This is a genomic window from Microbacterium sp. LRZ72 (assembly GCF_033792225.1).
GTDB lineage: Bacteria > Actinomycetota > Actinomycetes > Actinomycetales > Microbacteriaceae > Microbacterium.
Genome location: NZ_JANGEX010000006.1, coordinates 54,162 through 75,216, shown reverse-complemented (window position 1 = coordinate 75,216; position 21,055 = coordinate 54,162). Strand labels below are relative to the sequence as shown.

General features: G+C 69.5%; 20 protein-coding genes and 1 tRNA gene. 9 read left to right on the top strand and 12 right to left on the bottom strand.

All coding sequences use genetic code 11. From position 1 onward, the window contains the following. Nucleotides 1–40: 40 nt before the first annotated feature. Entirely contained in the window at nt 41–1,372 is a 1,332-nt protein-coding gene (locus tag M4I32_RS08475) for an ABC transporter substrate-binding protein (protein WP_319034046.1), read from the bottom strand. A 239-nt stretch (nt 1,373–1,611) separates the two neighbouring features. On the opposite strand from M4I32_RS08475, the gene M4I32_RS08470 reads away from it, so the two are divergent. Further along, the gene (locus tag M4I32_RS08470) at nt 1,612–2,652 is read left to right on the top strand and encodes a LacI family DNA-binding transcriptional regulator (RefSeq protein WP_319034045.1); all 1,041 of its coding nucleotides are present in this window, start codon (nt 1,612–1,614) and stop codon (nt 2,650–2,652) included. 71 nt (nt 2,653–2,723) lie between these two features. Here the strand turns inward: M4I32_RS08470 and rplL are convergent, their stop codons facing one another. Both rplL and rplJ read right to left on the bottom strand, forming a co-directional pair. After that, complete coding sequence (gene rplL, locus M4I32_RS08465) at nt 2,724–3,116, bottom strand: 50S ribosomal protein L7/L12 (protein ID WP_319034044.1); 393 nt, start codon at nt 3,114–3,116, stop codon at nt 2,724–2,726. A gap of 46 nt (nt 3,117–3,162) precedes the next feature. After that, nucleotides 3,163–3,678 carry a 50S ribosomal protein L10 gene (gene rplJ / locus M4I32_RS08460; RefSeq protein WP_319034043.1) on the bottom strand — a complete coding sequence of 172 codons (516 nt, stop codon included), beginning with the start codon at nt 3,676–3,678 and terminating at the stop codon, nt 3,163–3,165. Nucleotides 3,679–4,032: 354 nt separating this feature from the next. On the opposite strand from rplJ, the gene M4I32_RS08455 reads away from it, so the two are divergent. From M4I32_RS08455 to M4I32_RS08430, 6 genes are all read left to right on the top strand, one after another. Then, nucleotides 4,033–5,226, top strand: a complete 1,194-nt coding sequence (locus M4I32_RS08455) for an integrase (RefSeq protein WP_319034042.1) — start codon at nt 4,033–4,035, stop codon at nt 5,224–5,226. 230 nt (nt 5,227–5,456) lie between these two features. After that, nucleotides 5,457–6,092 carry a YqaJ viral recombinase family protein gene (locus M4I32_RS08450; RefSeq protein WP_319034041.1) on the top strand — a complete coding sequence of 212 codons (636 nt, stop codon included), beginning with the start codon at nt 5,457–5,459 and terminating at the stop codon, nt 6,090–6,092. Nucleotides 6,093–6,293: 201 nt separating this feature from the next. Continuing rightward, on the top strand, nt 6,294–8,006 hold the full coding sequence (locus M4I32_RS08445; RefSeq protein WP_319034143.1) for an MDR family MFS transporter: 1,713 nt from the start codon (nt 6,294–6,296) through the stop codon (nt 8,004–8,006). A gap of 5 nt (nt 8,007–8,011) precedes the next feature. After that, nucleotides 8,012–8,476 carry a MarR family winged helix-turn-helix transcriptional regulator gene (locus tag M4I32_RS08440; RefSeq protein ID WP_319034040.1) on the top strand — a complete coding sequence of 155 codons (465 nt, stop codon included), beginning with the start codon at nt 8,012–8,014 and terminating at the stop codon, nt 8,474–8,476. 110 nt (nt 8,477–8,586) lie between these two features. Next, nucleotides 8,587–9,609, top strand: a complete 1,023-nt coding sequence (locus M4I32_RS08435; RefSeq protein WP_319034039.1) for an NADP-dependent oxidoreductase — start codon at nt 8,587–8,589, stop codon at nt 9,607–9,609. 46 nt (nt 9,610–9,655) lie between these two features. Continuing rightward, nucleotides 9,656–9,925 carry an acylphosphatase gene (locus tag M4I32_RS08430; RefSeq protein ID WP_319034038.1) on the top strand — a complete coding sequence of 90 codons (270 nt, stop codon included), beginning with the start codon at nt 9,656–9,658 and terminating at the stop codon, nt 9,923–9,925. Nucleotides 9,926–9,996: 71 nt separating this feature from the next. Here M4I32_RS08430 and rplA read toward each other — a convergent pair whose 3' ends face one another. The 8 genes from rplA to gabT form a co-directional block, all read right to left on the bottom strand. After that, a complete protein-coding gene (rplA, locus tag M4I32_RS08425) occupies nt 9,997–10,686 on the bottom strand; it encodes a 50S ribosomal protein L1 (RefSeq protein ID WP_319034037.1) in 690 nt (229 codons plus the stop codon). Nucleotides 10,687–10,700: 14 nt separating this feature from the next. Next, nucleotides 10,701–11,132, bottom strand: a complete 432-nt coding sequence (gene rplK / locus M4I32_RS08420; protein ID WP_319034036.1) for a 50S ribosomal protein L11 — start codon at nt 11,130–11,132, stop codon at nt 10,701–10,703. A 164-nt stretch (nt 11,133–11,296) separates the two neighbouring features. Beyond that, on the bottom strand, nt 11,297–12,328 hold the full coding sequence (gene nusG, locus M4I32_RS08415) for a transcription termination/antitermination protein NusG (protein WP_319034035.1): 1,032 nt from the start codon (nt 12,326–12,328) through the stop codon (nt 11,297–11,299). 81 nt (nt 12,329–12,409) lie between these two features. Continuing rightward, a complete protein-coding gene (gene secE, locus M4I32_RS08410; RefSeq protein WP_319034142.1) occupies nt 12,410–12,688 on the bottom strand; it encodes a preprotein translocase subunit SecE in 279 nt (92 codons plus the stop codon). A 49-nt stretch (nt 12,689–12,737) separates the two neighbouring features. After that, nucleotides 12,738–12,810 (bottom strand) — tRNA-Trp (locus tag M4I32_RS08405). A gap of 153 nt (nt 12,811–12,963) precedes the next feature. Continuing rightward, nucleotides 12,964–13,401 carry a pyridoxamine 5'-phosphate oxidase family protein gene (locus M4I32_RS08400; protein ID WP_319034034.1) on the bottom strand — a complete coding sequence of 146 codons (438 nt, stop codon included), beginning with the start codon at nt 13,399–13,401 and terminating at the stop codon, nt 12,964–12,966. 156 nt (nt 13,402–13,557) lie between these two features. Beyond that, on the bottom strand, nt 13,558–15,021 hold the full coding sequence (locus tag M4I32_RS08395; RefSeq protein ID WP_319034033.1) for an NAD-dependent succinate-semialdehyde dehydrogenase: 1,464 nt from the start codon (nt 15,019–15,021) through the stop codon (nt 13,558–13,560). Between the two features lie 14 nt (nt 15,022–15,035). After that, nucleotides 15,036–16,394, bottom strand: coding sequence for a 4-aminobutyrate--2-oxoglutarate transaminase (gene gabT / locus M4I32_RS08390; RefSeq protein ID WP_319034032.1), 1,359 nt, complete (start codon nt 16,392–16,394; stop codon nt 15,036–15,038). 89 nt (nt 16,395–16,483) lie between these two features. On the opposite strand from gabT, the gene M4I32_RS08385 reads away from it, so the two are divergent. Next, entirely contained in the window at nt 16,484–18,019 is a 1,536-nt protein-coding gene (locus M4I32_RS08385; RefSeq protein ID WP_319034031.1) for a PucR family transcriptional regulator, read from the top strand. Nucleotides 18,020–18,037: 18 nt separating this feature from the next. Here the strand turns inward: M4I32_RS08385 and M4I32_RS08380 are convergent, their stop codons facing one another. Further along, nucleotides 18,038–19,501, bottom strand: a complete 1,464-nt coding sequence (locus tag M4I32_RS08380; protein ID WP_319034030.1) for a helix-turn-helix domain-containing protein — start codon at nt 19,499–19,501, stop codon at nt 18,038–18,040. 131 nt (nt 19,502–19,632) lie between these two features. Between M4I32_RS08380 and aceA the strand changes: the two genes are divergently transcribed. Next, a complete protein-coding gene (gene aceA, locus M4I32_RS08375; RefSeq protein WP_319034029.1) occupies nt 19,633–20,949 on the top strand; it encodes an isocitrate lyase in 1,317 nt (438 codons plus the stop codon). Nucleotides 20,950–21,055: the final 106 nt, after the last annotated feature.

Below are 21,055 nucleotides of genomic sequence, written 5' to 3'. Positions count from 1 at the left end.
CCGTGACGGTGCCGCCCACGCGGGCGGCACCGTCACGATGTCAGCTGTCGGGCCAGCCCGCCTCGATCTGCTCGAGGATCGTGGCCGTGTCCGTGCCGTTGACCCAGTCCCGCATGCCCTGCCAGAACGTTCCCGCGCCGACTGCCGAGGGCATCAGGTCGGACGCGTCGAATCGGAAGGTGGTCTCGGGGTCCTGCAGGATCTCGATCGCCTCCGAGAGGATCTCGCTCGAGGCGTTCTCGGGGTCGAGGCCATTGTTGGCCGAGATCACCCCGCCCAGCTCCACGCGGGAGTTCGCCCACTCCGGGCTCGAGAGGTAGGCCTGCACCTCCTGCACGGCCTCGCGGTCATCGAACGCTCCGACGATCTCGCCGCCGCCCGTCACGACGGATCCCTCGGCGCCGTCCTCGAACGGCGGGGTCAGGAACGCCCAGATGTCCCCGTCCTCGGCGACCTCACCCCCGGCATCCGTGATGAAGCCGTCATAGAACGAGGCCTGGTGGTGCAGCAGGCACTCCCCCGAGACGAGGGCGTTGGCCGGGTCTCCGAACGGCGTGGTTCCGATCGAGCCGACACCGCCGAAGCCGGCGTTGACGTAGTCGGGGTCGAGCAGGATCGTGCCGACCTCGTCGAACGCGGACGCGATCGGCTCGTCGGTGAACGCGACCTCGTTGGCGACCCACTGGTCGTAGACCTCGGGGCCCGATTGGCGCAGCACGACGTCCTCGATCCAGTCCGTACCGGGCCATCCTGTAGCCGCATCCGAGCCGAAGCCGACACACCACGGGGGCTCGCCGGTCTCGGCCTGGATGTCGGCCGTCAGATCGAGCAGGCCCTGCCACGTGGTCGGGATCTCCCAGCCGTTCTCCTCGAACGTCGACGGCGAGTACCAGATCCAGCCCTTGACACTCGCCATGAGGGGCGCGCCGTACAGGGTTCCATCGACCGTGCCGTACTCGGCCCAGTCCTCCGACCAGTACTCGGCGACGTTCTCGGCGACCGCCTCGGGCGCGGGCACCAGATAATCGCGCGAGGCCATGTCGGCGAGCAGGCCCGGCTGCGGGAAGATCGCGAGGTCGGGGGCGTTGCCGCCCTGCGCTCGCACGGCGATCTGCGCCTCGAACTCCTGCGAGGCCTCGTACTCGATGTCGATGCCGCTCTCCTCCTCCCACTCGGCCCAGGATTCGTTGAGCAGGTCGGCCTCCGTACCCGAGATGGTGCCGTAAACCGTGACGACATCGCCCTCGCCGCTGCCCCCGCCACCGTCGCCGTCGCCTGTGCCCGGCCCGCCCGTACAGCCGGCCAGCACGAGTCCGCCCAAAGCGAGTACGGATGCCGTTCCGATCACCCGGCCGCGTCGCATCATTGCCATCAGGTCCTCCTCGTCGAGTCCGCGCAATCCTCGCGCCATGGTGAGCTCTCCACTCGTCCGGGAGCGCTTCCATGCTCAACGTAGACGAGGACCCCGGCCGCCACAATGAGCCATTCGTCACAACTGGATAACGCCGCCGCCGCTGCGCCTGGCGCTGAATCGACGGCCGTGGCGACACCTCCAAGAAAACCGCGCAGACGGCATCCGAATATGGAAGGGTTTCCACAAGGAGCGCTCCCATGAGCGCGCGAGCGGACCGAACGGAGAACACGGTGAGCGGAATCGCGGACGTGGCGAGAGCGGCCGGGGTGTCGCAGTCGACAGCCAGCCGCGCCCTCACCGGCCGCGGTTACGTCGCCCCCACCACCCGCGAACGGGTGCGGCACGCAGCCGACACGCTCGGCTACGTCGCCTCCACCAACGCGGCGAGCCTCGTGACCGGCCGCAACCGCGCGATCGCCGTCGTCGTGCCGCGGGTGACGAGGTGGTACTTCGCATCGATCCTCGAGGGAGCCGAACGCGCCCTGCTGCCGCACGGCTACGACCTCACGCTCTACGTCGCCGAACCGCACACCCGCGACCGTGAGACGCTCTACGGCCACTTCCTCGCGCGCAAGCGGTTCGACGGGCTGATCGCCGTCGCGCTGGAACCTGACGACGAAGAGGTCTCGCGTCTGGTCGGCTTCGGCAAACCCACCGTCTGCATCGGCAACGACCTGGAAGGCCTGGCGACCCTGGGCATCGACAACGCCGCGATCGGCTGGATGATCACGCAGCACATGATCGAGCTCGGCCACACCGACATCGCGTTCCTCGGCGCGACACCCCCGGAGGAGGCCGCCGTCCTCGACGTGGAGGACCGGGTGCGGGGGTACCGCGACGCGATGGCGGAGTCGGGCCTCGCATCGCAAGTGCGCACCTGGGCCGCATCATTGACCGTGACCGCCGGGTATGCGGCGGCGGCATCGCTGCTGGCCGACCGGCGCAGTCGCCCGAGCGCGATCGTGGCGGCCTGCGACGAAGTGGCGATCGGCACGATCATCGCCGCGCGACGGCTGGGCATCGCGGTTCCGTCGCAGCTGAGCGTGATCGGCGTCGACGGACACGACTATGCCGAGATGTTCGCACTCACCACGGTCGAGCAGCATCCGCAGCAGCAGGGTGAGCACGCGGCCCTCGCGATCCTCGGGATGCTCGAGGGAGGCCCGCCGGACCAGGGGCGCACGGAGGCGTCGACGCGCCTCGTCGTGCGCGCGTCGACCGCGGCGTTCACCGGCTGAGCGCCGCACACGAGAACGACGAAGGCCCCGGGGAGAACCCCGGGGCCTTCGTCGTCGTGAAGAGAGAATCCCTACTTGAGGGTCACCGTCGCGCCGGCCTCCTCGAGCGAAGCCTTCGCCTTCTCGGCGGCGTCCTTGGGCGCACCCTCGAGGACGGCCTTCGGGGCGCCGTCGACGAGGCCCTTGGCGTCGCCGAGGCCGAGCGAGGTGAGCTCGCGGACGACCTTGATGACCTGGATCTTCTTGTCGCCGGCGGCCTCGAGGACGACGTCGAACGAGTCCTTCTCCTCCTCGGGCTCGGCGGCGGCGCCCGCACCGCCCGCGGCGGCACCGGCGGCCACGGCGACCGGGGCGGCAGCGGTGACGTCGAACGTCTCCTCGAACTGCTTGACGAATTCGCTCAGCTCGATGAGCGTGAGCTCCTTGAACGCGTCGAGAAGCTCTTCAGTGGTGAGCTTTGCCATGATGTTTCTCCTTGGTTGGTGTTGTCGTCTCCGCGCCCGCGAGGTGTCAGGCGGCGGACTCCTGCTTCTCACGCAACGCGTCGACCGTGCGCACGGTCTTCGACAGCGGGGCGTTGAACAGCGCTGCAGCGCCGGACAGCGAAGCCTTCATCGCGCCGGCGAGCTTCGCCAGCAGGACGTCACGGCTTTCGAGGTCGGCGAGCTTGTTGACCTCATCGGCGGACAGGGCGGCACCGTCGAAGTAGCCGCCCTTGATCACCAGGTGAGGGTGTGCCTTGGCGAAGTTGCGCAGACCCTTGGCGACGGCGACGGTGTCACCGTGCACGAAGGCGGCGGCAGACGGGCCCGTGAGCTCGTCGTCCAGCACCTCGATCCCCGCTTTGCGAGCGGCGATCTTGGTCAGCGTGTTCTTCACCACGGCGTACTCCGCGTCCTGACGGATGCTGTTGCGAAGCTCCTTGAGCTCCGCAACCGTCAGGCCGCGGTACTCGGTCAGCAATACGGCGGTCGAGTCCTCGAAATGCTTCGTGAGCTCGGCGACCGATGCATCCTTCTGCGCCATGGCCACTCCTTGTGTATACGAGGTGGCCCGCGGTGGCGGGACACCAGCCGAACCCGTCGCACGCAAAGAAAAAGCTCCGAGCGCAAGCGCACGGAGCTGGTACCCCCGAGAATCGGGGAATCGTTCGTGACACCTGCGCGGGCCCCTGCTGTGCAGTGCTTCGATCGATGCCCGCTTGCGCGCGCACCGACGACCGGCGGTCTTCGGTTGGGAACAACCATACCCGCATCGCGGCCGTATGACCAACCACCGACTTGACTCACGTAAAAGGTCCGGGAAGGGCTGCGCGTGCCTCATTTGAGAATGTCCGCGTAGCGGTGGTGGTTCCCTGGCCGTGTGCACAGGGAGTTGTCGATGGCGTCGCGCCGTGAGATCACGAAGAAGTTCGCCCGTGAATATGCCAATGCGGGCAAGGTGGAGAAGGGTCGGTTGCTGGACGAGCTCGTGCATGCGACGGGTTGGGCCCGCGATCATGCGCGGCGTGCGATCCGTGCCGCGAACGCCCGGAAGGGTGCCGTGCATCAGCAGGACCGCAAACCACGACCACGGAAGTTCTCCTACGACGCGCTCGTGGTGCTGCAGGAGGTCTGGCGGCTCTCCGGGCAACCATCGGGGAAATACCTCGCCGCGATCATGGACGACACCCTCGAGCGACTGATCCGGTTCCGGGAACTCGGGAAGGTCGACCCACGCGTGAGTGCCGAGGTACTGGGTGAGGTGCGGTCGATGAGCGCGGCGACGATCGACCGGTATCTGAAACCGCACAAGGACGCTGCGTACCCGGTCGCGTTGTCGGGCACGAAACCCAGTCATATCCTGCGGTCCTCGATCCCGACGCGCACCAGCATGGACGCCCCGCTGCTCGTCCCGGGGTTTCTGGAGCTGGACACCGTCGCGCACTGCGGCCACACCCTCAAGGGCGAGTTCCTCCGCACCCTGACGGCGACGGACCCGGTCGCGGGGTGGACGATGCTGCGCACGATCCGCAACAACGCCTACGTCCACGTCCACGGGGCCCTGGAATGGATGACAAAGCACGCGCCGGCCCCGGTCGCCGGCCTCGACTTCGACAACGGATCCGAGTTCATGAACTGGGGCGTGATCGCCTGGGCCGACACACGCGAGATCCCCCTCACCCGCGGCCGCCCCTACAAACACAACGACAACGCGCACGTCGAGCAACGCAACGGCGACTGGGTCCGCAAACACGCATTCCGCTACCGCTACGAGACCGACGCCGAGATGGCGCTGCTGAACGAGCTCTGGGGCCTCGTGATGGCCCGGAAGAACCACCTGCTGCCCTGCGTGAAAGCGACCGGCTGGACCCACATGAAATCGGGGCGGAAGAAGCGCGTTTACGACGCCCCACGCACCCCCTACCAGCGACTCCTCGACGCCGGCGCCCTCGACCAGACCACCGCCGCGCGCCTCGCCCGCGAGCACGAGAGACTGAACCCCGCACGGATCACGAAACGGATCAACCAGATCCAGCGGCACCTCATCGACCTCGCCACCGCACGCACCCAACGCACCCGCCCCGCCGCCTGAGCTACGCGGACAAATTACGTGAGGCACCCATCAATCACTCCCGGACATCTTGACGTGAGGCAAGACGACCACTCGTCATCCGTCGCACTTTGCGGGCACTGCGGCGGAGGACCCGCAAGGTGCGACGGATGAACGTGGTGGATGCCGCATCCGCATACCGCACCCGCATCCATCCGACGACCCTCGGCATGCCGCACGGATGCCGAGGCGAGCGCGATTAGGGTCGAAGGGTGACCCCCGAACTCGCCGCGCGCATCGTCGCCGACAGCCGCGACCGCGTCGCGTGGGTGCGGGCCCGCTCACGGGGCATCACCGCCACGGATGTCGCGGCCCTCACGAGCGAGAACGCGATCCGCAAGGCCGCGGACCAGAAGCTCATGGGCTCGCGCTTCTCGGGCAACGTCTACACCGACCACGGGCGCCGCCGCGAACCCGAGATCGCCGCGTGGGTCGCCGCGACCCACGGCATCCAGCCCTCCTCCGCCCTCTTCCGCGCCGTCGTCGAGAAGCGCCACCTGGCCACGCCCGACGGGGTCGCCGTCGGGCCCGACGGCGCCGTGATGCTCGCCGAGATCAAGACGACCAACAAGGCCTGGCGCTCGATCCCCCGCAGCTATCTGCGGCAGGTCTGGTGGCAGCAGCACGTACTCGGCGCCGAGCGCACGCTCGTGGTCTGGGAGCAGCACGACGACTTCGTGCCCGTGCACGATGAGCCGCGCTGCGCCTGGGTCGATCGCGACGACACCGAGATCGCGCGCCTCGTTCGTCTCGCCTCAGGTCTGATCGACGAACTCTACCGGCGCACCACCGGCGCCACCGCACGACCTGCGCGAGAGGCCTACCGCGCCCTCGCCCTCGCCGACTGATCCACTCGCGGACGGCATCCGACCGTTCCACGCACGCCCGGTCGCCAGGAAACGCGCCTTCAAGGCCCCACCGGCGACATTCCTTGGCGACCCGCTGAGGAGGGGCCGACACTCGGCCGGCGCCGTTCCGCTCCCACAAACTGGTTGACGCAGATCAAGCATTCATTTATGGCTGACGCAGATCAACCAGTGAAGGACCCCATGTCGCGCACCGCAGACCCCGCTCTCCTCGCCGCCGCACGCGCCCGCCGCCGAGAGATCCTCGAACCGCTGAGCGGGCTTCTGCTGGGGATGTTCGTGTCGATGCTCGCCGCGACGGTCGTGTCGACGTCGCTTCCCGTGATCGTGCACGACCTCGGCGGCGACCAGGCCGCGCTCACCTGGGTCGTCACGGCGATGCTCCTGACCACGGCGATCTCGACCCCGGTCTGGGGGAAGCTCGCGGACCTGTTCCCGCGCAAGCGGCTCATCCAGACCGCGCTCGTGATCTTCGTGCTCGCCACGGCGGCGGCCGGTTTCGCGCAGGATCCCGGCACGCTCATCGCCTTCCGAGCGGTGCAGGGCCTGGGCGCCGGCGGCATGGCGGCGCTCAGCCAGGTGATCATGGCCGACATCATCTCGCCCCGCGAGCGGGGCAAGTACATGGGGCTGTTCGGCGGCGTCATGGCGCTCGCCACCATCGGCGGGCCGCTGCTGGGCGGTCTCATCACCGATGCGATCGGCTGGCGCTGGAACTTCTACGTCGCGATCCCCTTCGCCGTCGCGGCGCTGATCATCCTGCAGCGCACGCTCAACCTTGCGCACACGCGCCGCGGGCGGGTGTCGATCGACTACGTCGGCATCGTTCTGCTCGCCACCGCGGTCTCGCTGACGCTCGTGTGGATCACCAACGCGGGAACCGGGTTCGACTGGTGGAGCTGGACGACGGCACTGATGGCCGGGGGCGCCGTCGTCGCCGCGGCGCTGTTCATCGTCGTCGAGCTGCGCAGCCGTGAGCCCCTCATCCCGCTGTGGCTGTTCCGCGACCGCACATTCACGCTCGCCGTGACGGCATCGATCGCCACGGGGGTCTCGATGTTCGGCGCCACGGTCTTCCTGAGCCAGTACATGCAGATGGCGCGCGGGGCGACGCCCGCCGAGGCAGGCCTCATGACCCTGCCGATGATCGCCGGCCTGCTGACGGCGTCGATCGGCATCGGGCAGCTCATCACCCGCTATGGGCACTGGAAGCCGTATCTGATCGCGGGAGCGGTGTCGATGACGGCGGGGGCGGCCATGCTGTCCACGCTCGAGTACGACACCCCCTACGTCTTCGCCGCCGTGTCGATGTTCCTGCTCGGAGCCGGCGTCGGCAGCACGATGCAGAACCTCGTGCTCATCGTGCAGAACACGGCCCGGCCGGAGGCCATGGGAGCCGCGAGCGCGGGAGTGGCGTTCTTCCGCAGCCTCGGGGGGACGGTCGGGGTCTCGACGATGGGTGCGGCACTCGCTGCGAGCGTGACGGATCTGTTCGGCACCTACCGCGAGGCCCTCGCCGCCGCGATCGCCGAGCTCGGCACCGCCGGGGCCGCCGTCGCGCGGTCCCTGGAGTCCGGCACGCTCCCCGCCGTGTCCACTCTGCCCGAGCCCGTGCGCGTGATCGTCGAGGACATCTACGCCCAGGGCATCGCGCACTCGTTCCTGATCGCCGTGCCGCTCGCGCTGGCGAGCCTCGTGGCGATCATCTTCCTCCCGAACATCCCGCTCACTCGCCTGACCACGGGAGAACGGCTCGCCGCTGGCGAGGCCGGACTCGCGACCGAGTCGGCCGGCGAGGCCGTGGCCGGTGCGTCGGCACGGGTCGCCGCTCGCGACGAGCAGGCGGCGCAGTCGCGCAGTGCAGCGCCGACCGACGCCGAGTCCCCCGGCCGCTAGTGTCGATGAGTGTGGACGAGCTCGAGGACACCCGCAGCGAAGCCGTGCGCGCACTCGAGGGCGAGTTCGGCGAGCTGATCGCGCGCCTGCGCCGGGTGATCCATGACAGCGCACAGCGCCTGAGCCCGGGGATGCTGCCCGGCGCATACAAGACGTTCACCACGATCGTGCGACGAGGACCCATCACCCCTTCGGCTCTGGCCGAGACGCTCCTGATCGACAAGGGCCAGGTGAGCCGCACCGTGCGCGACCTCGAAGGGCTCGGGCTGGTCGAGCGCTCCCCCGACCCTTCGGACGGCCGCTCCACACTCATCGCCGCCACGGAGCATGGCGTCGCGGCGCTGAGCGAAGCGCGCGCCGACAAACGCGGCGGGTTGATGGAGTCCTTGCGGGAATGGTCGACCGACGACATCCGCACCCTCACGCGCCTGCTGCATGCGCTCCGCTCCGGCGAACCGCCCGAGGCGTAGCGGCGCGGTAGCACCGGCGTAACACCGGCGAGACAATGCCCGGCTTTACTGTGTTCACACAGAGAGCAACGCGTGCGGCATGCGCAACGTCGCGCAGAAGGGGGCAGACGATGGATTCCCGAGCGCCGGAGGGGGCGACCGACGTCGCCAGCCCGACCTCACCGATACCCGAGGTCATGCGGGCGATGGTCTTCGACGCTCCCGGCGGTCCCGACGTGCTCCACGCCGCCGAGGTCCCCACGCCGCGGCCGCTCCTCAGCGAGCTGCTCGTGCGCGTCGTCGCCGCGGGCACCAACCCGATCGACGCCAAGACGCGGGCCGGACGGGGGGTCACCGCGCACATTCCGTCGTTGCCCGCGGTGCCGGGATACGACTTCAGCGGGGTGGTCGTCCAGGCGCCGTTCGAGTCGCACCCCCTGCCGCCCGGCACCGCGGTGCACGGCATGACCACGTTTCCGCGCACCTCGGGGTCGTACGCCGAGTACATCGTGGTGTCCTCGCTGTCGGTGGCGAAGATCCCGACCTCGCTGTCGCACGTCGAGGCCGCCGGAGTGCCCCTCGCAGCGCTCACCGCCTGGGGTCTCGTCGTCGACACCGCACGCGCACACGAAGGGCAGCGCATCCTGATCCACGCGGGCAGCGGCGGCGTCGGCCACTTCGCGGTGCAGTTCGCAGCCTATTTCGGCGCACAGGTCACGGCGACGGCATCCGCCCGCAATATCTCCTGGCTGCGTGAGATGGGCGCCGTCGAGGTGATCGATCACACCTCGGCCCGCTTCGAGGAAGAGGTCTCGGACGTGGACGTCGTGATCGATCTCGTCGGCAACGCCGCCGACGAGACGGGGACGCGCTCACTGCAGGTGCTGCGCCCCGGCGGCATGATCGTCAACGTGCCCACCGGCAGCTGGCCGACCTTCCTCGAGGATGCCGCGGCCGCTCAGGTGCGCGCGACCACCTACAAGGTGGTGCCCGACGGGGGCGCACTGGCCACGATCGGCCGGCTGCTGACCTCGGGGGCCGTGCACGTCTACGTCGACCGCGTGTTCGACCTCGCGGAGGCCGCGGAGGCGCATCGGATGCTGGAGGGCGGCCACACGCGCGGCAAGGTCGTGCTGCGCGTGAGCGACGACTGACGCGGCGGGGGATGCGCACTGGCGGTGCGTGGTCCACCATGGACCCATGCGACGCGTACGGGTGACCGCGACGGGGCGAGTGCAGGGCGTGGGCTTTCGGGTGGCAGCCCGTTCCGAGGCCCTCCGCCTCGGGGTGTCGGGATGGATCCGCAATCGGGACGGCGATGCCGTCGAGGCCGAGATCGAGGGGACGAGCGCCGACGTCGACGCCATGCTCGAGTGGATGGGCCGCGGCCCCGGCACCGCGGCCGTGACGGAGGTGTCGGTCACCGACGTCGCGCCCACCGGCGGGTCGGGCTTCGACATCCGGCTGTAGCGGGACGTCGTTCGCCCCCGCACGCAGGAAGGCCCCCGCCGAAGCGAGGGCCTTCCTGTCGTGACGACGCGTCAGATCGCGTTGACGTCCAGCGGGATGCCGGGGCCGAACGTGGTCGAGACCGCACCCTTCTGGATGTAGCGACCCTTCGAGCTCGAGGGCTTCAGGCGCACGATCTCATCGAGCGCGGCCTTGAGGTTCTCGTCGAGCTGCTCCGCCGAGAACGACGCCTTGCCGACCACGAAGTGCACGTTGGCGTGCTTGTCGACGCGGAACTCGATCTTTCCGCCCTTGATCTCCTCCACGGCCTTTGCCGGGTTGGGGGTCACGGTGCCGGTCTTCGGGTTGGGCATGAGGCCGCGGGGGCCCAGTACCTTTCCGAGACGACCGACCTGTCCCATCAGCTCCGGCGTCGAGACGGCCGCGTCGAAGGAGGTGTATCCCCCGGCGACCTTCTCGATCAGATCGGCGCCACCGACCTCGTCGGCGCCCGCAGCGATCGCGGCCTCGGCGGCCGGTCCCGTCGCGAAGACGATGACGCGGGCGGTCTTGCCGGTGCCGTGCGGAAGGATGACGGTGCCGCGCACCATCTGGTCGGCCTTGCGCGGGTCGACCGCGAGCTTGAGCGCCACCTCGACGGTGGAGTCGGTCTTCGCAGAGCCGGTCTCCTTCGCCAGGGCGACGGCCTCGGTCGGCGTGTAGAACGTGTCAGCGGCGATCTTCGCCGCGGCGGCCTGGTAGGCCTTGGACTTGGTAGCCATGGTCGTTATCCCCCTCAGTCCTCGACCGTGATGCCCATGGAACGGGCGGTGCCGGCGATGATCTTCGAGGCTGCCTCGATGTCATTCGCGTTCAGGTCGGGCTGCTTGGTCTCGGCGATCTCACGCACCTGGTCCTTGGTGATCTTGCCCACCTTGGCCGTGTGCGGGGTCGCGGACCCCTTCTGCAAGCCGGCGGCCTTCTTGATCAGCTCTGCTGCCGGCGGCGTCTTGAGGATGAAGGTGAAGCTGCGGTCCTCGTAGACGGTGATCTCCACGGGGATGACGTTGCCGCGCTGCGCCTCGGTGGCGGCGTTGTACGCCTTGCAGAACTCCATGATGTTGACGCCATGCTGACCGAGCGCGGGCCCGATCGGCGGCGCCGGGTTGGCGGCGCCCGCGCTGATCTGGAGCTTGATCAGGCCGGTCACCTTCTTCTTCGGTGCCATTCTTCTTCCTTTCGTCGAACCGGATGCCGTCGGCATCCGCTCTCCCGCGGTTCAGGCCTTTCCTGAAAGCGGTGTCTTATCTCCCGGTCGTTGAGCGAGGGCCGCAGGCCCGAGTCGAAACCACGAAACGTCGTCTCGACTCGCTGCGCTCGCTCAACAGCCGGTCAGAGCTTGGTGACCTGGTCGAACGACAGCTCGACCGGGGTCTCGCGCTCGAACAGCGAGACGAGCACGGTGAGCTTGCCGCTCTCGGGCTTGATCTCGTTGATCGAACCGGGCAGGCCCGCGAACGAGCCCTCCTTGATGGTGATCGTCTCGCCGATCTCGAAGTCGACGTCGGCCGGGATCGTGCGAGCCGTCGTGGGCGAGCCCTTCGCGGCGCCGGTCTTGGCCGGGGCGACATCCTTGATCTCGACGAGGGACTTCAGCATGTTGAAGGCCTCTTCGAAGCGCAACGGGGTCGGGTTGTGGGCGTTGCCCACGAAGCCGGTCACGCCGGGGGTGTGCCGGACGACCGACCAGGTGTCTTCGTTCAGGTCCATCCGCACGAGCACGTACCCGGGGATACGCACGCGCGTGACCATCTTGCGCTGGCCGTTCTTGATCTCGACGACGTCCTCCATCGGGACCTCGACCTGGTAGATGTCGTCCTCGACCTCGAGCGTGGACTTGCGCTGCTCGATATTGGCCTTCACCTTGCGCTCGAAGCCGGCGTAGGAGTGGATGACATACCACTTGCCCGGCAGCACGCGCAGGTCGGCCCGGAACGCCTCGTAGGGGTCGACCTCAGCCGGCTCCTCCTCGGCGTCGTCTGCGGCGGTCTCATCGACAACGGGCTCGCCGTCAGCGGTCTCATCCGCGGCCGGCTCGTCCGCGGCTTCCTCCGCCGCATCCTCCTGCTGCTCCTGCAGGCCATCGGTGAGCACCTCTGCCGCGGCCTCGACCTCGGCCGTCTCGTCGATCTCGAGTGCGTCGTTGACGATCGCGTCTGCTTCTGGGTCGCTCACTTCGACGTCGTTCCCCTCCGAGGTCTCTGCCTCGTCATCTTCGTTCACCACGTGCACCGCGACGTGCTCGGCGGCGTCAGCGGAGTGCTCCTGCCGGGCGAGCTCGTTGCCCTCCTGGGCCTCGTCGTCCTCGCTGGACTGCTCGGCCGCGGTCGCCCAGTCGGCGTCGTCGACATGTCTTTCGGTCACTGGATCACTTCCGTCGAATGCGGCGGCCGGTTCGTCGGTCCGTCACTGATGGGTCTGACTGGGGCGCAGGGCCCCCGAAGGTCAGGAGACCACGGCTCCGCCGGGGGCTCCGAACACGACCGAGGCCATCCAGGAGAACACGAAGTCGAGACCGTAGACGATCGCCATCATGACGACCACGAACCCCAGCACGACCGCCGTGAACTTCAGCAGCTCCTGCCGGGTCGGCGTGACGACCTTGCGGAGCTCGGCGAACACCTGCCGTACGAACAATGCGATACGCGAGAAGACGTTGGGACTCTTCTCCCCGCGCGACTTGCCCGACGCGACGATCTCGCGGTTCGGCTCGTCTCCGGCCACTGAACTCACCTGAATATACCTTTCGTGTGTCAGCACGAGAGCTGACGCGCAGGGCGGACAGGAATCGAACCTGCAACCTGCGGTTTTGGAGACCGCTGCTCTGCCAATTGAGCTACCGCCCTAGAGATCTTGCGATCCCGTTCCGCACTTCACCGCGACGCGAACCGAACTCTCACCCGGTCTACGGGCACGGCGAAAGAATGCAGACTTCTACTGCACGCTCAAGTGTACGGCATGCTCGATCGGCCCCGCGAATGCCGAGGGCACGCTGCGCCTCAGTACTCGGCGATGCCGTAGCGGTCGGGCTCCGGGCCGAATTCGAAGGCACGGCCCGTGAGGGTGTGGGGGGTCACGCGCACGTAGTTGTACTTGAGGGTCGGGATCCACGGCACGAGACCAAGCCCGTCCGCCGCCTCGACCTCGTCGGCGTCGTCGAGGCGCTTCGCCCAACCCCGCACGACGACGCTCCACGCGTCGTTGTCGGTGTGGTCATCGACCTCGAACAGCACCTCGTCGTTGACGGTGAGCTCGAACAGCTTGCTGCCTTCCGCGGTGCGGAACACGATGGCCCCAGCATCCACCACGTAGTTGACGGGAAAGATGTCGACGACGTCGCCGACGCTCGTGACGAGCCTGCCCAGCTGTTGATGGTGCAGCCGTTCCCAGCATTCCTTGTCCGTGAGTCGGCTCACGGCATCCTGTGTCTCGCTCATGAGGCACACCTCCTCGTCCCATGCTCCCGCGTGCACGCACGGCGCACCACCCCCACGCGCCGTGAATAACCCGTCCCCCGGCACCGAGAACGCGCGCATGTCTCGGTTTCGCGCCGAAGACGTGCACGCGCGTTCTCGCCGGGATTCGGGACCGGTTCAGGCGGGGATGAGCGTGTACTTCGTCGACAGGTACTCGTGGATGCCCTCGAAGCCGCCCTCACGGCCGACGCCCGACTGCTTCACGCCGCCGAACGGCGCCGCCGCGTTGGAGACCACCCCCGCGTTCAGCCCCATCATGCCCGTCTCGATGCGGTCGATCATGCGGTGCCCGCGCGCGAGATCCTCGGTGAAGACGTACGAGACGAGCCCGTAGGGCGTGTCGTTGGCCATGCGCACGGCCTCGTCCTCGTCGGCGAACGTGGCGATCGCGAGCACGGGCCCGAAGATCTCCTCCCGCAGGATGTCGCTGCCGGCGGCGACGTCGCTGACGACCGTCGGTTCGAAGAATGTGCCTTCGCCCTCCCGCGCGCTCCCGCCGGTGCGCAGCCGGGCGCCGCGCTCGACGGCGTCGGAGACGAGCGCGGCGGCCTTGGCCACGGCATCCTCGTCGATGAGCGGGCCGATCTGCACGTCGTCGTCGGTGCCCCGCCCGACCCGCATCTGCGCCACGCGGCGCGTGAGGCGGTCGGCGAACTCGTCGGCGACCGACTCGTGCACGATGAAGCGGTTGGCCGCCGTGCACGCCTGGCCGATGTTGCGGAACTTGGCCAGCATCGCGCCGTCGACCGCCGTGTCGAGGTCGGCGTCGTCGAACACGACGAAGGGCGCGTTGCCACCGAGCTCCATCGACACGCGCAGCACGCCCTCCGCCGACTGGGCGATGAGCTTTCGCCCCACCTCGGTCGAGCCGGTGAACGAGAGCTTGCGCAGGCGCGGGTCGGCGATGATCGGCGCCGCGAGCGACGACGAGGACGACGAGGTGACCACATTGACCACGCCCGCCGGCACTCCGGCATCCTGCAGGATCTGCGTGAACAGCAGGGTCGTCAGCGGCGTCAGCCCCGCCGGCTTGATCACGACGGTGCAGCCGGCCGCCAGTGCGGGGGCGATCTTGCGCGTCGCCATCGCGAGCGGAAAGTTCCAGGGCGTGATGAAGAAGGACGGCCCGACGGGGCGCTGCGAGACGACGATACGTCCCGTGCCCTCGGGGTTGCCACCATAGCGGCCGGCGATGCGCACCGCCTCCTCCGAGAACCAGCGCAGGAACTCGCCGCCGTAGACGACCTCGCCGCGGGATTCGGCGAGCGGCTTGCCCATCTCGAGCGTCATCAGCAGGGCGAGCTCCTCCTTGCGCTCCTGCACGAGGTCGAACGCGCGGCGCAGGATGTCGCTGCGCCGTCGGGGCGCCGTCAGGGCCCACTCGTCCTGCGCGGCGACGGCGGCGTCGAGGGCGCGGATGCCGTCCTCGGGCGACGCATCGGCCACCTCGGCGAGCACGCGCCCCGTCGCCGGGTCGCGCACCTCGAAGGTTCGGTCGTCTGCGGCGGGGCCCCACTCCCCGCCGATGAAGAGCCCGCCGGGCAGGCTCTCGAGCAGGACTCGTTCGGTCGCGTCGGTCATCGGTACTCCTTCGGTCAGGCCTGCGCGAGGGCGGCCTCGAGCACGTCGAGGCCCTCCTCGAGAAGGTGGTCGGGGATCGTCAGGGGCGGCAGAAAGCGGATGACGTTGCCGTAGGTGCCGCAGGTGAGCACGATGACCCCCTGCGCGATGCACGCCGCCGCCACGCGGGCGGTGAGCGCGGCATCCGGGGCGTTCGTCGCCGGATCGACGAACTCGGCGGCGACCATCGCGCCGCGTCCGCGCACGTCTCCCAGGCGAGGGTCGCTCGCCTGCACGCGGCGCAGCCGGTCGAGCAGGCGCGTGCTGATCTCGTCGGCGCGGGCGAGCAGACCGTCGTGCTCGTACGCGTCGATGGTGGCCAGCGCCGCGGCGCACGCGAGCGGGTTGCCGCCGTAGGTGCCCCCGAGCCCGCCGACGTGCGGCGAGTCCATGATGTCGGCACGGCCGGTCACGGCTGCCAGGGGCAGTCCGTCGGCGATCCCCTTGGCCGTCACCACCAGATCGGGCACGACCCCGAAGTGCTCGCTCGCGAACCAGCGCCCCGTGCGTGCGAAGCCGGTCTGCACCTCGTCGGCGATGAATACGATGCCGTTGTCGCGGCACCACGCCGCCAGCTGGGGCAGAAACCCCTCGGCGGGCACGATGAAGCCGCCCTCACCCTGGATCGGCTCGATGACGACCGCGGCGATGTTGTCGGCGCCGACCTGCTTGTCGATCTGTGCGATCGCGAGCGCCGCCGCATCCGGCCCCGTCAGATGATCCCGGAACGGGTACGACACCGGCGCGCGGTACACCTCGCCCGCGAACGGGCCGAAGCCGTGCTTGTAGGGCATGTTCTTGGCCGTCAGCGCCATCGTGAGGTTGGTGCGGCCGTGGTACGCGTGTTCGAAGGCGATGACGGCCTGCCGCCCGGTGTGCTTGCGCGCGATCTTGACCGCATTCTCGACGGCCTCGGCGCCGGAGTTGAACAGCACCGAGCGCTTCGCGTGGTCGCCGGGCGTCAGCCGGTTCAGTGCCTCGGCGACCACCACGTACGACTCGTAGGGCGAGACCATGAAGCAGGTGTGTGTGAAGCGGGTGAGCTGCTCCGTCACCGCGGCCACGACCCGCGGGTTGGCGTTGCCGGCCGTCGTCACTGCGATGCCCGAGCCGAGGTCGATGAGCGAGTTGCCGTCGGCATCCACCACCACGCCGCCCCCCGCAGCGACGGCGGCGATGGGCACCGCGTGCCCCACTCCGGCCGCGACGGCTGCGGCCTTGCGCTCGAGGACCTCGCGGGATCGGGGCCCCGGCAGGCTGGTCAGCAGGCGCCGCTCCTGGGCGAGCGCGGGCCCGCCGGCGAGGATCGGGCGGTCGTCATCCATCACGGTCATGGGGCGAGCGTACGACCGATCCCCGCGCAGGACATCCGCCACCTCGTACAACTCTTGGCCGCAGACCATACGCGGTGTACACATGAACCATGCACGTCTCGCCGCCACCGCCCACCCTGCGCACGCTCTTGACGAACGCGGACCTCGACCTTCGTCCGGCGGGCGGCGCGATGGAGGCGGATGCCGCTGCGCTCGACCATCCGATCCGGTGGGTGCACAGCTCGGACCTCGCCGACCCGACCCCCTTCCTCTCGGAGGGCCTGGCGCTGCTGACCACCGGCATCCAGTTCACCGGGGCCGACGGGTCCGGTGTGTATGACGCGTACGTCGCCCGGCTCGCGACGAGCGGTGTGGTGGCGCTGGGGTTCGGCACCGACGTGGTGCGCGAGGGCGTGCCGCCGGCGCTGATCGCCGCATGCCGCCGGCATCGGATCCCCCTGTTCGAGGTGCCGTACGGCACGCCGTTCATCGCCATCGCCCGGGCGAACGCCGAGGCCGTCGCCGCCCAGGCGTATGCGCGTCGCAGCTGGGCGCTCGGCGCGCAGCGCCAGATCGCCCTGGCTGCGCTGAAGCCCGACGCCCTCGGCGCGACGCTCGCCGAGCTCGCGCGGCAGCTGAACGGGTGGGTGGGGCTGTTCGATGCGGCCGGTGTGCTCGAGCGCCACGACGCGGCCGGGCCGGCGGCATCCGCCGCTCCCCCGTCGCTCGGAGACGAGGCGCGTCACATGCTGCGTCGTGGCGGGCACGCGGCTGCGACGGTGGAGGTCGCCGGCGCGTCGTACCTGCTCCAGACCGTCGGCGCGGGGGCCCGCGTGCGCGGGGTGATCGCGACGGAGGGCGGGCTCGACCCCGAGGCGCGCGGCGTCGTCACGTTCGTCGTGGCACTGGCGGGACTCGCGCTGGAGCAGGAGCGCAGCCTGGGCGTCGCGCGCTCCGGGCTGCGCGGCGCACTCATCGAGCTGCTGCGGTTCGGGGCGACGCCGATCGCCGAACGCGTCGCCGGCGAGCTCTGGGGCGGCCTTCCCGCGGCGCCGGTTCGGATCGCCGTAACGGATGCGGCATCCGACCGCCGCGAGGCCCTGCTCGAGGCTCTGGATACGAGGGCGGACGCGGGACCGGTGATCTACGCGGGCGTGCAGGACAGCGTCGTGCTCGTCCGGCCCGCGGTCGGCACCGGTGCGGATGCGCTCGCCGACGTCGCCGCACGGCACGGCGTGCGCTTCGGGGAGTCGGATCCCGTGCCGTACGACCGCTTCGAGGACGGGCTGGTCCAGGCGCGGATCGCCCTGCAGAGCGGGGCTCGTGCGGGCGTCTGGCGCTTCGACGAGACGGCGCACCTGGGCGTGATCGGTCTGGTGCCCGCCGAAGCGGCACGCGCGGTGGCGCGGGCGCGTCTCGCGCCGCTGGTCGATCACGATGCCGCGCACGGCTCGGAGCTCATCGCGACGCTGCGCGCATGGCTCGAGCACGACGGCGAGGGCGAGGCCACAGCCCGCACCCTCGGCATCCACCGGCACACGGTGCGCACCCGCACCGCGCTCGCCGCCCGCCTGCTCGACCGCGACCTGCGCGCCTTCGCGGCCCGCGCGGAGCTCTGGGCCGATCTGCGCGCGCTCGGGGGGTGACGCGAGCCGATGCCGGCGCTACGCCGGCGCGTGCGCCTGCAGGAACTCGTACACCTCGGTCGAGTCCACGCCCGGGAACGAGCCCGTCGGCAGCGTCGCGAGCAGCGTGCGCGGGGTGCGCACATTCGGCCATGCGTTCTCGCGCCACGCGGCTTCGAGCTCGGCGGGCGCCCGTCGGCAGCACACCTCGACCGAGTGCTTCGACACTCCCCGGTTCGTCGTGTCGCGACCGAGGAACCACTTGGTGTCGTCGAAGCGCACCCCCACGCTCACCGAGTGCGCGCCCTCGCTCGAGTGCTCGACGCGCGCGGTGCACCAGTAGGTGCCGTTGCCGGTGTCCGTGTACTGGTAATAAGGGTTGAAGCGGTCGTCCTCGTCGAAGACGACGCGGCTCGTCCAGCGCCGGCAGCACATCTGCCCCTCGATGGACCCGAGCCGGTCTGTGGGAAAGTTCACGTCGTCGTTCTCGTAGGCCTTGGTGATCGTGCCCGACTCGTGCACCTTGAGAAAGTGCACCGGGATGCCGAGGTGCACGCTCGCGAGGTTGGTGAAGCGGTGCGCCGCCGTCTCGTACGAGACGGAGTAGGCATCGCGCAGATCCTCGATCGAGATCGCCCGGTTCGCCTTCGCCTCCTGCAGGAACGGGACCGCGTGGCCCTCGGGGATCAGCAGAGCGCCCGTGAGGTAGTTGGTCTCCACCCGCTGGCGCAGGAACTCGGCGTAGCTGCGCGGCTCGGTGTGGCCGAGGATGCGGCTCGACAGCGCCTGCAGCACCGCCGTGCGCGGGTCGCCCTTCGCCGACAGCCGGCTCGACAGATACAGCCGTCCGTTTCGCAGGTCGGCGACGCTGCGGGTGGTCTGGGGCAGGTCGGCGACGTAGTGCAGCGTGAATCCGAGGTGGGCGGCGATGTCGGATGCCGTGCGCTGGGTGAGCGGACCGCCCGGGTGACCGACGGCATCCAGAATCTTCCCGGCCTGGTTCTCGAGATCGCCGAAGTAGTTCTTCTGCTCGCGCATGAGATGGCGCAGGTCGACGTTGGCGCGCCGCGCCTCTTCGGGCGTCGCGGCGCGCTCGTCGCGCAGCCGCTCGATCTCGGCCTGCAGCGCCAGCATCGTCCGCAGCGCGTCGTCGGGGATCGTCTTGCCGATGCGGAACGGCGGGATGCCGAGGGCTCGGAACGTCTGCCCCTTCATTGCCCGCTCGAGGCCGATCTCGAGCGCGGCGCGTTCGTCGAGCGGCTCTGCCTCGAGCAGTGCATCGATGCTGGTGCCGAGCGCCTTGGCGATCGCGCGCAGCAGCGTGAGCTTGGGCTCGCGCTTGCCGGTCTCGATCATCGACAGCTGGCTCGGCGCGCGCTCGACCGCCCCCGCGAGCTGCTCGAGCGTCATGCCGCGCTCGGTGCGCAGCTGCCGGATGCGTCGCCCGATGGTCAGGGCGTCGGCATCCGCGTCCTCGTATTCACTGACTTCTGCGATCGCCATGGCGGGGATTCTGTCACGAAAGCAGAAATATGCGCAATCTTCTCCTTGCAAATGACTGATTCATGGCACGAACTTCACGGAGAGTGGGATCACGCACACCGCGGATCACGTCACGACGAAGGAGACCTCGAATGTCGATCCAGGCCACCCCCGGCAACCCTCCCCTCCGCGCCGGAGACCAGACGCAGACCGCCGCCGAGCTGCAGCAGCAGTGGGACACCGATCCCCGCTGGGACGGCATCGCCCGCACCTATACCGCGGAGGACGTCGTCCGCATCCGCGGGTCGGTGCGCGAAGACGCGACCCTCGCCCGCCGCGGGGCCGAGAACCTGTGGAACCTGCTGCAGACCGAGGAGTACGTGCGGGCACTCGGCGCTTACACGGGCGGGCAGGCCGTGCAGCAGGTGCGTGCCGGACTGAAGGCGATCTACCTGAGCGGGTGGCAGGTCGCGGCCGACGGCAACCTGGCGGGCGAGACCTACCCCGACCAGTCGCTGTACCCGGCCGACTCCGTGCCCGCCGTCGTGCGCCGCATCAACAACGCGCTGCTGCGGCAGGACCAGCTCGAGCACGCCGAGGGCACGATGACGCAGGACTGGATGGCGCCCATCGTCGCGGACGCCGAGGCGGGATTCGGCGGCGTCCTCAACGCCTACGAACTCGCGCAGTCGCTCATCCGGGCCGGTGCCGCCGGCATCCACCTCGAGGATCAGCTCGCGAGCGAGAAGAAGTGCGGGCATCTCGGCGGCAAGGTGCTGGTGCCGACGCGGCAGCACATCCGCACCCTGAACGCCGCGCGCCTGGCCGCCGACGTCGCGGGCACCCCGACGGTGATCATCGCCCGCACCGACGCGCTCGCCGCCGACCTGCTCACGAGCGACGTCGATCCCCGCGACCGCGAGTTCACGACCGGGGAACGCACCACCGAGGGCTTCTACCGGGTGCGACCGGGGCTGGATGCCGTTGTCAGCCGCGGCCTCGCGTTCGCCCCCTACGCCGACCTGCTCTGGGTCGAGACGGGTGAGCCCGACATCGCCCTGGCCCGCGCCTTCGCCGAGGCCGTGCACGCGGAGCACCCCGGCAAGCTGCTGGCCTACAACTGCTCGCCGAGCTTCAACTGGAAGCGTCACCTCGACGACGATCAGATCGCGTCGTTCCAGCGCGAGCTGGCCGAGCTGGGGTACGCGTTCCAGTTCATCACCCTCGCCGGTTTCCACGCGGTCAACCACGCGATGTTCGACCTGGCGACCGGGTACGCCGATCGCGCCATGAGCGCCTACGTCGAGCTGCAGGAGGCGGAGTTCGCCGCCGAGGCGCGCGGGTACACGGCCACCAAGCACCAGCGCGAGGTGGGCACCGGCTACTTCGACGTCGTCTCGACCGCGCTCAACCCCGACAGCGCCACCCTCGCGCTGGCGGGATCCACCGAGGCGCAGCAGTTCCACTGACGTGGACCGCCGACCGCCCGCACACCGGCCACATCACATGCCACCCATCCCCGCATGTCCCACCTCTTCATCCCAAGACCCTCGGGAAGGATGAAGAGGTGGGACA

What these genes read in the sequence shown, in the direction of transcription:
- M4I32_RS08430 (WP_319034038.1), top strand. Translation starts at nt 9,656, where the DNA reads ATGCGACGCGTACGGGTGACCGCGACGGGGCGAGTGCAGGGCGTGGGC.
- M4I32_RS08380 (WP_319034030.1), bottom strand. Translation starts at nt 19,501, where the DNA reads ATGGCGATCGCAGAAGTCAGTGAATACGAGGACGCGGATGCCGACGCC.
- rplL (WP_319034044.1), bottom strand. Translation starts at nt 3,116, where the DNA reads ATGGCAAAGCTCACCACTGAAGAGCTTCTCGACGCGTTCAAGGAGCTC.
- M4I32_RS08470 (WP_319034045.1), top strand. Translation starts at nt 1,612, where the DNA reads ATGAGCGCGCGAGCGGACCGAACGGAGAACACGGTGAGCGGAATCGCG.
- M4I32_RS08475 (WP_319034046.1), bottom strand. Translation starts at nt 1,372, where the DNA reads ATGGCAATGATGCGACGCGGCCGGGTGATCGGAACGGCATCCGTACTC.
- M4I32_RS08400 (WP_319034034.1), bottom strand. Translation starts at nt 13,401, where the DNA reads ATGAGCGAGACACAGGATGCCGTGAGCCGACTCACGGACAAGGAATGC.
- M4I32_RS08435 (WP_319034039.1), top strand. Translation starts at nt 8,587, where the DNA reads ATGGATTCCCGAGCGCCGGAGGGGGCGACCGACGTCGCCAGCCCGACC.
- aceA (WP_319034029.1), top strand. Translation starts at nt 19,633, where the DNA reads ATGTCGATCCAGGCCACCCCCGGCAACCCTCCCCTCCGCGCCGGAGAC.
- gabT (WP_319034032.1), bottom strand. Translation starts at nt 16,394, where the DNA reads ATGACCGTGATGGATGACGACCGCCCGATCCTCGCCGGCGGGCCCGCG.
- M4I32_RS08395 (WP_319034033.1), bottom strand. Translation starts at nt 15,021, where the DNA reads ATGACCGACGCGACCGAACGAGTCCTGCTCGAGAGCCTGCCCGGCGGG.
- M4I32_RS08385 (WP_319034031.1), top strand. Translation starts at nt 16,484, where the DNA reads ATGCACGTCTCGCCGCCACCGCCCACCCTGCGCACGCTCTTGACGAAC.
- M4I32_RS08440 (WP_319034040.1), top strand. Translation starts at nt 8,012, where the DNA reads ATGAGTGTGGACGAGCTCGAGGACACCCGCAGCGAAGCCGTGCGCGCA.
- rplJ (WP_319034043.1), bottom strand. Translation starts at nt 3,678, where the DNA reads ATGGCGCAGAAGGATGCATCGGTCGCCGAGCTCACGAAGCATTTCGAG.
- M4I32_RS08445 (WP_319034143.1), top strand. Translation starts at nt 6,294, where the DNA reads ATGTCGCGCACCGCAGACCCCGCTCTCCTCGCCGCCGCACGCGCCCGC.
- M4I32_RS08455 (WP_319034042.1), top strand. Translation starts at nt 4,033, where the DNA reads ATGGCGTCGCGCCGTGAGATCACGAAGAAGTTCGCCCGTGAATATGCC.
- rplA (WP_319034037.1), bottom strand. Translation starts at nt 10,686, where the DNA reads ATGGCTACCAAGTCCAAGGCCTACCAGGCCGCCGCGGCGAAGATCGCC.
- rplK (WP_319034036.1), bottom strand. Translation starts at nt 11,132, where the DNA reads ATGGCACCGAAGAAGAAGGTGACCGGCCTGATCAAGCTCCAGATCAGC.